Raw genomic sequence first — 12,385 nt, 5'->3', positions numbered from 1 at the left:
AACTCGCGGACAAACGACACGTTCCAAATCACCTCGAAAATATCTGCTGTAATGGATGTCGCGGTATTAGATCAGGTGGCCGACGCCAATCAATAGGCGGGGTATTTAAATTTGAGGCTGTGCTCATATTGCCCCTCGCACAGCCCCGCCCGCATGCGCCAGTCCCTCATCGCTCTGTCCATTAGACAGGTGTTAGCAAATTCTACTAATGAATGAAGGCGCACTAAAAAAATGCTCGATCAGTGAAACTTTTTGACGCCGCAGTCATTATAGGAGGGTTGAATAAATCAACATAGTCATATGCTTAGGAGAATTTATATGCGTCGCTTACTTTTCGCCCTGGCTACAACCATTGCGCTCGCGACAGCCGCAATCGCCCAAACAGCCACGGCTACGACGACGATCGCCGATGTGTTCCTGACTGCCAAGCCGACCGATGTGTTGAGCTATAACCTCATCGGCTTGAATATTCAAAACGGCGACAAGGAGAATGTCGGAGAGATTAAGGACCTGATCATTTCTGGCGGGCAGCTTGCCGGCTATGTCGTGTCGGTTGGGGGCTTTCTTGGAATGGGAGAGCGGTACGTTATCGTCTCTCCGTCAGCGGTCAAAGTGACTTACAGCGAAAGCGACAAGAAGTGGACGGCGACGATGGCGACCACCAAGGATCAGCTCAAGAATGCTCCGGAGTTCAAATACGAAGGCCGTTGGGCAAAGTAGCGGAATAAGCTTCGATTGAATCATTTGGGGCCCGCGGCTTTTCGGCGCCCCAAGTTCAATGAGGATCACGGTATTCGCAACGGGAGGTGAGCCGACTTCTCCCACGGGAGCCGGACGGCCACCACCGCTGGTCAGGGCTGTTGAGCGATCAAATATAGCAATGAGCATGAAACCGCTTACGCTATGGCGTTGATACGCGGCGACGAACGTCTCGACGGCTGCGGACGAGATGACTGTTAGACTAGCCTGGCATACATCTCCATCAAAAAGTTGAATGACGGAGCAACCGGCATGAATGTGAATCAGCATGAGGGACTTGGTGCCGATCGGCACGCTAAGGCGCTGACATCATTGATCTCGGTGGGGTCATTCCGTCTCGCCGATTCACAGTGTGTGCTTCTCGGGCTTGAGTGAGCAACCGACGCCGAACGGCTGGACCGCGCTGAGATTGATTTCCGCGTCGCCCGCTCAAAAAAACGGCGAGCACTGACTGGGATAGCTGGACTTTCCTGTTTTGCTCTAGTTGTCGCGGCGCCGGTCGTTCCTACGCAGCCGACCGATGCTGGCGAACCATCGCCAAAAACGCGCTCAGGACCGGCCGCATCTGCCGTCTTGACGGATAATATAGATGAAACCCCGGAAACGGAGGCGTCCAGTCGGCGAGAAGACGGACAAGCTTTCCATTCTCCAGATAAGGCGCCACTTCGTGTTCAAGCAGGTAACCAACGCCGACCCCGTCTAGTGTAGCGCTCAGCATGATCTCAGGCTCGTTGCAGGTGAGCGGTCCGGAGACGCTGACTTCCAGCGGCTTGCCATCTTCTTCAAACTCCCATGCGTATAACGATCCAGCTGTCACCATTTTGTAGTTGATACAGCGGTGGCCGGTGAGATCGGCTGGTTCAGTGATTGCCGGCTTGTTTTCAAGGTAGCCCGGTGTCGCCACCACGGCCATGGCCAGATCTGGCCCGACCTTCAAGGCAATCATGTCCTGCTGCAGCTTTTCTCCCAACCGAATGCCGGCATCGAATTGGTCGGCAACGATGTCGCGATAGGCGGTGTCTACCAAGACTTCTATCGTCGCGTCGGGATAGGCTTCACTGAAGCCGACCAATACGGGTCTGACGACAGCCTCATATGCCTGGCGTGTTGCAGTCAGCCGCAGGGTTCCCGACACCAAATCCCGTTTCTGGTCGAGCGATTCCAGCGCGTCATCGATGTTGGCGAGAGAGGGCTCCAGCGCCTCCAGAAGGGTTTGGCCAGCTTCGGTCACGGAGACGCTTCGGCTATTGCGCTGTAGAAGTCGGTGGCCCACCGCCGTTTCAAGACGGCGGATGGTGTGGCTGAGGTTCGAGGTCGACATACCGAGAGCCAGGGCTGCGCGCGTGAAGTTTCCCAACTTCGCAACGCGTACGAAGGCGGCCATGTCATCCAGCTTCATTCCGTGATCGTTCGATCTCATTCAACGGGCCTTACGATCTGTCCCTCCTGATCACACGCTTTATCAGCTCCTAGATAGATCTGGTCAATCTACGGAGAACGATAAGATGATTAGCAAAGAAGCCGTATGGCTGATTACCGGATCCTCAAGAGGCCTCGGACGCGCAATCGCCGAGAAGGTGCTTGCCGCCGGCTACCGTGCCGTTTTGACGGCAAGAAATACCGATCAGCTGCAAGACCTTGCTGCCAAACATGGCGACGCCGTGCTTTTGACCCCGTTGGATGTCACAAAGCAGGACCAGATCAATGCAGCCTACAAGGCGGCAATCGCCAGATTCGGCCGGGTCGATGTTGTCGTCAACAATGCCGGCTACGGATACCTTGGTGCGATCGAGGAGGGCGAAGACGCCGAAATGCGCGCCGTGTTCGAGACCGATCTCTTCGCACCCGTGAACCTGATCAAAACAGTGTTGCCCGGCATGCGTGAACGCCGTCACGGTCACATCGTCAACGTCAGCTCGATCGGAGGCCATGTTACTTATCCTGGCGTTGGCTATTATCACATGGTCAAGTTCGGGCTCGAAGCCATGTCGGAGACGCTGGCGAAGGAGGTGGCCGGGCTCGGCATTGGCGTCACGGTTGTCGCGCCTGGGGCGTTCAGAACGGATTTTCGCGGCCCGGAATCCATGAAGTTTTCGCAGATCGTCATCGACGATTACAAGGAGACTGCAGGAAAATCCCGGGAAGGCACCGCCGCCGGCCACCGCAAACAGATTGGCGACCCCGCACGCGGCGCCGAGGCCATCATCAAGGCCGTTGAAGCAGAGCACCCGCCGGTTCATCTCCTGATCGGCGGCGACGCGCTCGACCAGCTTCGCAAGAAGCTCGATGAGATCCGCGCCGAGACTGATGCGTGGGAAGAGGTCACACGCAGCACCGACTTCCGGGAATAGGCTCCATGTTGAATAATGCACCGCCTGTCGCGGCGGTGCATCTTCCCCACTGGTTAGCCCGCATGTGCGGCGGTTGCGGCCAGCGGGCCCATCAAAAAGCCCTGGCGGCAGAGTATATCTGTCATGAGGGACCTGAATCGCTGGCCGGAATTGACTTGATCGCCCAGTCTACGAAAGCCCGCAACTTCGGGAGACGGATCCGTTGACCGGGATAAACGATGTACATGGGCCGATCGCCTGAGGCAAACTCTCGCAGGATCGGAACAAGCCGACCGGATTCAAGATGGCGTGCAACTGCTAACTCACTCGCCCGGATGATCCCGCCTCCGGCAAGTGCGGCTTCGACCAGGGCGTGGCCGTTGTTGACGGTCAGTCGGGCGTTAGGCTGGACCTCTCGTTCTTCACCATCCACCTCCGTGAATGTCCAGTTCGACGGCGCCGGATAGTTGTGAAAGGCGTAATCAACACAGGTGTGACCAAGAAGATCGTCCAGGACCAGCGGTACGCCGTGCCTGTGGAGGTAGTCCGGTGAAGGGCAAGTCACGAGGCGAAAGGGCGTGATGGGGCGGGCAATAAGCCCCGAATCCGGAAGCTTGCCAATCCTGATACACACATCGAAATTTTCGGCCACGAGGTCGGAAACTCGATCGTCGAGCACCAGCTCGACCTTGACCTCCGGATACATCGTCAGGAACCCTGGGAGCTTCGGTGTCAGCACGGCGGCGCCGATCTCGACAGGTGCTGTTATCCGAAGGATACCTCGTGGCTCCTGCGCCGTCTCGGCGACGATCGCGTCGGCTGCGTCCACGGATTCCAATGCACGCTTGCACCCTTCGAGATAAAGTCGTCCAGCTTCGGTCAGAGTTTGAGTGCGGGTTGTTCGCGTCAGCAGCGGCACGCCGAGGGATTGCTCCAGTTCACCGACGTGGCGCCCGATCATCTGGGACGACACCGACAGCGCCGCACCGGCTGCTGAAAAGGAACCCAGCTCCGCCGTCTTGACGAAGGCGATCATCTTTGTCAGTCGGTCAGCCATCCTCTCAGTTCCCCGAAATAACAGGCCCGCACTATCAGGGGAGCAGCGGCGGACAATGCGTACTGCCGCCTCACGAACCCCTGATGTTTCGTATCGAGCGACAGTTCCGACGTGAAGCGTCTTCAGGCGGCGCGCGACGCTTCATCAGTCTTCAATTCCCCTCAAACTCGGGGGTCGGCCGAAGGGTGCGGCAAAGCCGCCGACGTTGAACGTCTCCTTCCTGATGGCGCCGCGTAGGGGGCACTGCGCGCACGGCTTTATTTGCCAGGCAACATGGTCTGAAGCACGCCATCACGACGAACAAGCCCATGGTACAGTCCAGCTGCCAAATGCATCAAGACGAGCGCGAAGAACGCGAAAGCAAGGTAGAAATGCGCATTCCACAGCATTGCGTGGAGAATGGCATTCTGTGGTAATATGGGTGGCACCCGAATTCCGCCAAAGAGCACGATGGGATAGGCGGCGGCCGACAGCATCGCCCAGCCGATCAAAGGCATCGCGATCATCAAAACGTAGAGGCCGACATGGGACAGTTGGGCAGCAAGCTTCATCGGCACAGGAAGGTCGGCCGGCAAGGGCGGAGAGCCGGACATGAAGCGAATGGCAAGGCGGAACAGGGCAAGGATGAGGAGAATGATCCCCAGCGTCTTGTGCGTTACCAGAAGTGGCACGTACTGCCAACCGATGGTTGAAACCATCCCAACCCCGATGAACAGCATCGATAGAATGCCGATTGCCATCAGCCAATGCAACACGCGCTGAACGCTCGTGAACCGTGTTTTCTTGCTGCCGTCCTTCATGGCTTCACGCTCGCTGTAGTTCGAGGATAGTCGTCCGCTTCCGCAGTCCGCAAAGCATAGGATCTGGCATAGGCTGCGGAACGGGCTGCTGGGAACGGATCGTCCGAGACTCGGATCCCGTCAGGCAGGACGGTTGGGTCGAAGTTGATGTCACGGCAGGGCCCGTCGGCTTCCGGCTCGATTTTGTCAACGATCAACGTCCCGGCATCGAGGGTGTGCCGCCCAGGCGGCCACGCCTTGGTGGGATCCGACGTCGGATCTGAAGGGTCGGCTATGGTCAGCACTAGCGTCCACCGCTGAGGTGAACGCGCAACCCTTTCCACTATGTCGTCTTCGAGATGGTTTGGCCCAAGCTTGGCGAAGTCCTCAGCGGTGATTGGCACGACCTCGGTCTGTGGTCGCCATGACCATCGCACGGCGTGGTCGACGCCCGCCCCATCTGTGAAGACGAAGGCATTGAGGCTGTTGAACGCAACCTCGGCATAGCTGGCCGTCCACGGAGCGCTCTTTGCCCACGCGCCAAACGCCGCAAACTCCGGATGGGTGCCGACGAAGCTCTTCATTGCTTCAGGATCCTTGCTCGCGGACGCCTTGAGCAGATCGTAGAAACCTTCCGGGGTCGAAACCGCAAAGACGGGAGGGTCAATCATTGCCATCCGCCACACATTACTGTGAGGCGCGGAAATCTGCAGGCCGATCCCCCGAACGCGGACCGTGGGGTCAGCCGCATTCGGGTCCGGTGTTGCAAGGTTGAAGCGGCCAAGAACGGGATACTGACCGGCCACGAACATGGACGCTCTGGAGATCGCGCTGCCGTTCCCGTTCGCTTCGAACATACCGGTAAAACAGATCCCCTTGGCGTGGTTTCGCCGATGCCCAAGGGCTGGACCGCCAGGAGGTGCCAGAGCATCAACGATCCTGGTGGATGTCAGACGGCTGGGAGAGAGCCACCCAGCTGTGTAAGCGAAAGCGCCAGCACCACATCCCACCACAGCCGCTATCAACACCAGGGACGCTAGAGCGGAACGCGGCGGTCTTGGCATCAACGTATCTCCGTTATGTATCGGGCGGGGCAACCGGTTCGGACAATGAGCTTTCTCAAGATGCCATCGCCGTACTTACCGGTCAAATGGCTGTAACCAGCTCAAAACGCGTTTGCACAACGCTCAGTCGGCGCTATCGCCGGCAGCAAGAACAGCTTCGATTTTTTTTGTTAGATCAAGCGCCTCACGAAACCCCGCGACAGTCGAACTGAAGTTTACGATGTCATCTCGCAAGGCGGCATAGATCCCCCGACATTGACCGCGGAAGCCGGGAAATCCTTCAGTTCGCCGTCATCGACGCGCTGCTCCTGGTTGTTGAGGAAAAGGGACAGACGGTCAGCCTGGAAGCCGCGAGCTGCGCCGCCGTTGACGCTGAGAACGCCCTTTTCTCCGACGATCTCAAGCCGCAATGGCGCTTCCGGTGCTCGCCCTCCTGTGACTTCGACCGCGACCGACACACCGTCTTCCGTGAGGCCTTGAAACAGCAGATGATCATAAGTGGTCCGGCTCCGGACGGTCCGATCCTGCCCCGCCTTGATGGTCGGGTACTGGCGCGAAGGCAAGCTGTTCGAAACGACCGCCTCACCGAACAGCGTGAATATCAGGTCGAGGGTATGGGCGCCCTGGATCGTGATGAGGTTCGCAAAATTCTCCGGCTCTTCGAGATAGAGATACGGCTCAGGAACGATTGGCCCGAAACCTGCGGTCGACGAATAGACGTTTGCAGTGAGGACGCGTCCAATGGCTCCGCCGTCGAGAAGCTCTTTGGCACGTTTGACGGTCGGGCTTCCGCGTAGCTGCAATCCGATAGCGGTCTTGCGATTGGCTGCCTCTGCAGCCAGATGGAGCTCTTGCGTCTCGTCATAACCACGGCCGAGCGGCCACTCGCTGTAGACATGCTTTCCGCTCGCGAGCGCTGCGAGGATCATGTCACGGTGATCGGGAACACGTGTGGCGACGGTGACGATGTCGATGTCGGGAGCGTTCGCCAGCTCAAGGCCATTGCTGTACGCGTGCACCCCGAACGCCCTTTCAGCTTGAGCGGCCGTTTCCGGCGTGCTGGTGGCGACTGCTGCCAGTTCCAGTCCCGCCAACGCTTGTACGGCCGGGATATGGGATTCACGAGCCCAGCCAGTCTTCGCATTCGCTCCGATGATGCCTACTCTCAGTGCGGACATACCAAATCTCCAGGATAACCGAATAGTTGAGATGCCGTTCACGTAAGGCCGGATAATCAGTCGATTAGACCTCTCGGTCGTTCGACAGACCAAACCGAAAGTTTCAAATAAAGGTGTGCGCACGCGCGGGCTGACCGTTGCGGGAAACTGCACCGGGCGCGACAGGCCGCGTTCAACGGGGTATCAGATTGCCGGGACAGCCTGATCTGAAAGCGGTAGAACGCTTTGCCGCAACAAATCGATTACTCGGTCCGTCGCCTGAGATCGTTTGCGGCTGGTGTACAGGCCGTACTTCACGGTTGGAGAAGCGCCTTTGAACATGGAAGAGACCACGCGCATGGTTCGCGGATTGATACTCTCTCGTGTCAACAGCGCCAGGCCGAGCCCGTTCTCTACCGCAGCAGTCATAGCCGCGGCATTGTGGCTTGTCAGAGCGATACGAAATTCGAGTTCGGCTTCCATCAATTTCTCAAACATGGTCCGTCGCCAGGCGCATGGCTCAGCATAGACGATGACGTCCAACGGGCGCGCGACATCAATGGTCGCGTCAATCGCGCAGACCCAATCCAGATCCACATCCCACACCTCAAGCGGATCTGCCGAAAAAGCTGAACAGGTCGCAATCGCGATATCCAGGGCGCCATCCGCCCAACGTTGCGAGATCCCACTGCCATGATCGATCGTCACGCTCAGTTGAAGCGTTGGCATGGCGCGACGAATTTTGCCAAGTGCCGGCTGCAAGGTGTTGACTGCGATCGTTTCTGCCAGTCCGATTCTGAGCTCACTTGCTGCCTCTGTTTCCTGGAAGCGGGCCGCCGCCTCCTCGCCTAAGAAGATGATCCGCTTTGCGTATGCAAGCATGACTTCTCCGGCGTCAGTCGGGATCACGCCCCGTCCCGTTCGACGAAGCAACTGCTTGCCTACCATCTCCTCGAGGCGCTTGATCTGAGTGCTGAGCGCTGATTGGGCACGGCCGTCCTCGGCCGCTGCTCGGTTGATGCTTCCATGGGTGCAGACAGATACGAACGCTTTCAAGAGCCGGGGATCAAAGGCGTCTGCTATCATCGATCGCTAATCTCTGGTTTCCATGAATTCTGCCTACCGTGATATCTCATCAAGCATTAGCCTCCAAGGCCAGCTGGAAGTAAGAGCTTCAACGACATCATTGGCAGGTTGAATATGGTCGACATCTCTCTCGAAACACCCGATCAAACCGACGCGCGGCTCAGGCGCCTCATGCCTCGCACGACGCTCAGGACATTCGAGCGGCCCTACGGTTTCGTGGAATTCGGTCTGGATGGATTTCCCGCACAGGTGTCACCTGAGGCGGTTGCCATCATTCGAAACGAACACTGCTGGAGTCAACTGGTCCCCGTGACAGGCGGCGGGGAGCAATTCCAGATCTTCAGCTTTCATTTTCCCGACGGGGAAGACACAGTGGCTTCGTCGGTTGGCTCGCATCGCATCTGAAGAACAAATTCGGCACCGGCGTCTTCGTGATCTGCGGGCAAGATAACGGCCACGGCGGCATCTATGATTATTGGGGCTGCCCGATATCGCTTGCCGGCGAAATCTCTGCTGAGCTAGCGAACCTTCGATCATCGGATAGCTGATAGGCCGTTTCGGCTGCAGCCGCATGAGGCCTCTCACCAAGGGAGCGATCGTCCTTGCCAATCGAGGTACAGGTTTTCGCCTGTCCCCATATGCGCCTTCAGCACCTCCACCATGCCATTGACGCTTTCATCGACGGAAATCTCGGCTTCAACGGTGCCATCCAAGGTCCCCATCGCGGTCGCCGCCCAGCCTGGATGGATCGAGAGGACGGTGAGATCGGGATGGTCCGCATGAAGCGTCCGCGCAAGCATGTTGAGGCCGGCCTTGCTGGCGCGATAAAGATCGAGCTTCAGTCCGGGCTCGGTGTTGAGCGCGATGCTGCCACGATGAGACGACATGACGGCGATCGTGCCCTGCGGCTTCAAACGATCGAGAAGACGATGGGCGAGCCGGATGGGGCCAAAGCAGTTGGTCAGCATGATTTCGGCGAATTCCGCGTCGGTCGCTTCGACCACAGAGTTGTGCAACGGCCCGAAAATGCCGGCGACCAGAAAGATCACGTCAAAGGAGCCTTCGAGGTCTTGCCTAAGATGATCGATCTGATCGGCGCGCGTCACATCGACATGCGCAACACCTGCGACCTTCTCCAGCGCCGTCGTGTCAGCGCCGTGACGGGCTGTTCCAGTGACCTCCCAGCCGTCGGATTTAAGCGCCTCGGCAAGGCCGAGGCCGAGACCGCGTTCGGCCCCGATAATAAGAATGTTTGGCATGTTTCAAGTCCTTTACAATGCAGTGAAACCACCATCCGCCATGACGAGAGAGCCCGTCACGAACGCGGATGCGGGAGAGGCGAGGAATGCGATGACGTCGGCAATATCCTGAGGCTGGCCCACCCGGCCGATCGGATGGGCAGAGCCATAGCTTGCCAGCGTCGCCCGGCTGTCCGATACGATGCCCTCAAGGATGTCCGTTTCGACAACGCCAGGAGCGACGGCATTCGCGCGAATGCCCCGAACTCCATATTCTACGGCGATGACCTTGGTCAGCTGCGCGATAGCTCCCTTGCTTGCTGCGTAGACGCAGGTGTCCTTCATCGCCACCTGGGCGACGATCGAGGCGACGTTGACGATGACGCCGCCCTTCCCTGCGAGCATGGCGCGGACGGCTTCACGGCAGTGAAGGAAAGTACCGCCCGCGTTGACCGACATGATGCTGTCCCAGTCGGCAACGCTCATATCGACGAGGGACCGGTTCATGGTGCGACCGGCGTTGTTGATGAGGATGTCGAGGGCACCGAAGCGTTCGATTGCCATGCCGACGCTTCGGACGGCGGTCTGCTCCTCAGCGATGTCGCCTGTTAATGTGACGATGTTTTCCGCTTCCAGCTCATGGACCGCTTCGCTGACGTCGGTCGCGACGACGCGTGCCCCTCTGGACTTGAGTGTCAAAGCTGTCGCCCGTCCGATACCCCGGGCGGCGCCTGTCACGAGCGCTACCTGATTTTCGAAAGTCTGGTTCATATCGATCTCCTTTCGCAGCGGAGACTAAGGCGATACCGGTGTCGCGATAATCCAGAGAATCTTTACAAGATTGCGTAGCTGTGCTTCGTAATGGCCATGAGAGCCGTCGACTTTGCCCGCATCCGTACGTTCCTGGCGGTTGCTGAGACACTGAGTTTTTCCAAGGCCGCCGACGAGCTCGGCATCACATCGTCAGCTGCCAGTCAGACGGTCAGGGCGCTGGAAGCTGATCTTCGCCAGCAGCTGTTCCAACGCACCACCCGCACGGTGGTGTTGACCGAAGTGGGGGCCTCGCTTCGGGACCGGATGCGCCCGGCCTTGACTGAAATGGAGATGGCGCTGACTCAGAGCAGGGATGCGGCTGGGCGGCCCGCGGGCACAGTCCGCATCGTCTCTTTCCGGTCGGCAGGCGAGAAGTTCATCCTGCCGGTCCTTGCGGACTTGCGTCGGAATTACCCTGAGGTCCGGTTGGACATCACCTTCGACGATGAAGTGACGGATGCGGTCGCAGGCGGGTTCGACATCGCCGTGAGAATCGGTGAGGTCATCAGCCAAGACATGATTGCAGTGCCGCTCGGCGGCGAACTTCGGCAGATAGCGGTGGCCTCTCCGGACTACATTGCTCGGCGCGGCGCCCCTGAAATTCCGCGCGATCTTCTCTCTCACGAATGCGTCTGCTGGCGATGGCCCGGTCAGCAGCATCCGTTTCCCTGGGAGTTTTACGAGGACGGGCGCTGGTTTTCGATCAGCCCTCGAGCTGGCATCGTCGTCAATGACAGGCGCGCCGCTTTAAAGCTGGCGACCGATGGTCTCGGGATCACGTTCTGCATCGAGGATACCGCCAATGATCTGGTCCATGCAGGCGAACTTGTGCCGCTTCTGCTTGAGTGGAGCAGGCCGTTCCCTGGCTTCTTCCTGAGTTACTCTCATCAGCGGCATATGCCCGCCGCCACCCGGGTCGTGATCGATGCGATCCGAGCCGGATGTCCGTGATGCAGAGGGGACCGTTCTTACGTGACGGGGCCCTCCTAGCGCGCAAGGATCGTCACTACTGTCGCTGCATGATCCGAAAGCCTATGAGGACCGAGATGTGCCTAAAACGAGATGCCCGAATGGTCGGACGCCGTCCCATTATCGATAATTCGAGGAGCTAGGATGGACCGGCTTTCAGAGCTTGAGGTGTTCATTGCTGTCGTCGAGACCGGCGGTTTCACGGCAGCAGCCAGGAGGACCGGCACGTCACAGCCGGCAGTCAGCAAAGCGATCGGCACGCTTGAAGATCGCCTCGGCGTTGCACTATTCAATCGCAGCACCCGAAACGTCACCTTGACCGACCAGGGCCGAAGATATTTCGACCGAATGAAACCTCTGCTGGAGGAGATTGAAGACGCCAATCGAGAAGCGATGGGCAGCCGCGCCGACATGTCGGGATCGATCCGCATCGCGGTACCCACCACGTTCGGTCGTCTTCACATTCTCCCCATCATTCCGAAGTTGCTGGCCGAATATCCTGATCTCCGGGTGGACCTGATTTTATCAGATCTTCGACGGGACATGGTCGAGGATCGGGTCGATCTAGTGATAAGAGTGGGAGCTGTCGAGGAGCCCGACGCCGTCGTCAGACGCGTGGCAAGCACTCCCCTCGTGTGCGTCGGCTCGCGCCAATACTTCGAAAAGCACGGGATCCCCTCAGAGCCCGCCGCGCTTGCCCATCATAATTGTCTCGTTTACGGCGGCTTCGAGGAGGCAGCGAATTGGCCGTTCGTCGGCCCAAAGGGTCATTTTAGCGTGGCTGTGCGCGGTAACCTCACCTCCAACAGCATCGAGGCGATCCGTGCGGGCGTGCTGGCCGGCGTCGGAATCGGCATGTTCACAATGGCATCCCTTGTCGAAGAGCTTTCGCACCCCGACGTGGTGACAATCCTCGATGATTATGTCCAGGCCACCAGAGATGTTAGCTTTGTCTGGCCCAAACGCCGCTTGGTTTCCGTTCGGGTCCGACGCGTGACGGACTTCTTAGCCGCGTCGCTAGAAGGGCAGTTCTAGCTCATCGAAGCAGCATCATGGTCGCGCTACCCGAAGTCGCTAATTATTCCGTTTGAATATGAATATCATGCCGATTTCGTTTGTTATCGCTATTTCTG

At 58.5% G+C, this 12,385-nt stretch carries 12 protein-coding genes and 1 pseudogene; 5 read left to right on the top strand and 8 right to left on the bottom strand.

What is annotated here, in order from left to right:
• Window positions 1-318: 318 nt before the first annotated feature.
• Window positions 319-720: a PRC-barrel domain-containing protein gene (locus tag FBZ99_RS31905; protein ID WP_145637140.1), complete on the top strand. Its 402-nt coding sequence runs from the start codon at window positions 319-321 to the stop codon at window positions 718-720.
• 544 nt (window positions 721-1,264) lie between these two features.
• Here FBZ99_RS31905 and FBZ99_RS31900 read toward each other — a convergent pair.
• The gene (locus tag FBZ99_RS31900; RefSeq protein WP_145637137.1) at window positions 1,265-2,158 is read right to left on the bottom strand and encodes a LysR family transcriptional regulator; all 894 of its coding nucleotides are present in this window, start codon (window positions 2,156-2,158) and stop codon (window positions 1,265-1,267) included.
• Window positions 2,159-2,264: 106 nt separating this feature from the next.
• On the opposite strand from FBZ99_RS31900, the gene FBZ99_RS31895 reads away from it, so the two are divergent.
• Complete coding sequence (locus tag FBZ99_RS31895) at window positions 2,265-3,110, top strand: oxidoreductase (protein WP_145637134.1); 846 nt, start codon at window positions 2,265-2,267, stop codon at window positions 3,108-3,110.
• Between the two features lie 121 nt (window positions 3,111-3,231).
• On the opposite strand, the gene FBZ99_RS31890 is transcribed toward FBZ99_RS31895, so the two are convergent.
• The 5 genes from FBZ99_RS31890 to FBZ99_RS31870 form a co-directional block, all read right to left on the bottom strand.
• Window positions 3,232-4,146 (bottom strand): LysR family transcriptional regulator, encoded by a 915-nt coding sequence (locus FBZ99_RS31890; protein ID WP_145637130.1) that lies wholly within the window; start codon window positions 4,144-4,146, stop codon window positions 3,232-3,234.
• Window positions 4,147-4,403: 257 nt separating this feature from the next.
• Complete coding sequence (locus tag FBZ99_RS31885) at window positions 4,404-4,946, bottom strand: cytochrome b (protein WP_145637126.1); 543 nt, start codon at window positions 4,944-4,946, stop codon at window positions 4,404-4,406.
• Window positions 4,943-5,989, bottom strand: a complete 1,047-nt coding sequence (locus FBZ99_RS31880; RefSeq protein WP_145637124.1) for a catalase family peroxidase — start codon at window positions 5,987-5,989, stop codon at window positions 4,943-4,945. The genes FBZ99_RS31885 and FBZ99_RS31880 overlap by 4 nt, the downstream gene beginning before the upstream one ends.
• 215 nt (window positions 5,990-6,204) lie before the next feature.
• Window positions 6,205-7,167, bottom strand: coding sequence for a Gfo/Idh/MocA family protein (locus tag FBZ99_RS31875; protein WP_145637121.1), 963 nt, complete (start codon window positions 7,165-7,167; stop codon window positions 6,205-6,207).
• Between the two features lie 183 nt (window positions 7,168-7,350).
• Window positions 7,351-8,232: a LysR family transcriptional regulator gene (locus tag FBZ99_RS31870; protein WP_145637118.1), complete on the bottom strand. Its 882-nt coding sequence runs from the start codon at window positions 8,230-8,232 to the stop codon at window positions 7,351-7,353.
• 114 nt (window positions 8,233-8,346) lie between these two features.
• Here FBZ99_RS31870 and FBZ99_RS31865 point away from each other — a divergent pair.
• Window positions 8,347-8,780 (top strand): annotated as a pseudogene (locus FBZ99_RS31865) (DUF6196 family protein).
• A gap of 33 nt (window positions 8,781-8,813) precedes the next feature.
• Here FBZ99_RS31865 and FBZ99_RS31860 read toward each other — a convergent pair.
• Both FBZ99_RS31860 and FBZ99_RS31855 read right to left on the bottom strand, forming a co-directional pair.
• The gene (locus FBZ99_RS31860) at window positions 8,814-9,491 is read right to left on the bottom strand and encodes an SDR family oxidoreductase (protein WP_145637115.1); all 678 of its coding nucleotides are present in this window, start codon (window positions 9,489-9,491) and stop codon (window positions 8,814-8,816) included.
• 12 nt (window positions 9,492-9,503) lie between these two features.
• Complete coding sequence (locus FBZ99_RS31855; RefSeq protein WP_145637113.1) at window positions 9,504-10,241, bottom strand: SDR family NAD(P)-dependent oxidoreductase; 738 nt, start codon at window positions 10,239-10,241, stop codon at window positions 9,504-9,506.
• 96 nt (window positions 10,242-10,337) lie between these two features.
• On the opposite strand from FBZ99_RS31855, the gene FBZ99_RS31850 reads away from it, so the two are divergent.
• Window positions 10,338-11,234: a LysR family transcriptional regulator gene (locus FBZ99_RS31850; RefSeq protein ID WP_246661248.1), complete on the top strand. Its 897-nt coding sequence runs from the start codon at window positions 10,338-10,340 to the stop codon at window positions 11,232-11,234.
• A 162-nt stretch (window positions 11,235-11,396) separates the two neighbouring features.
• Window positions 11,397-12,287, top strand: a complete 891-nt coding sequence (locus FBZ99_RS31845; protein WP_145637109.1) for a LysR family transcriptional regulator — start codon at window positions 11,397-11,399, stop codon at window positions 12,285-12,287.
• Window positions 12,288-12,385: the final 98 nt, after the last annotated feature.

Origin of the sequence: Rhizobium sp. ERR 1071 (genome assembly GCF_007828675.1) — a bacterium.
GTDB classification, from domain to species: domain Bacteria; phylum Pseudomonadota; class Alphaproteobacteria; order Rhizobiales; family Rhizobiaceae; genus Rhizobium; species Rhizobium dioscoreae.
The sequence above is the reverse complement of the archived record's forward strand: the minus strand, read 5'-3'. Positions and strand labels throughout refer to the sequence as shown.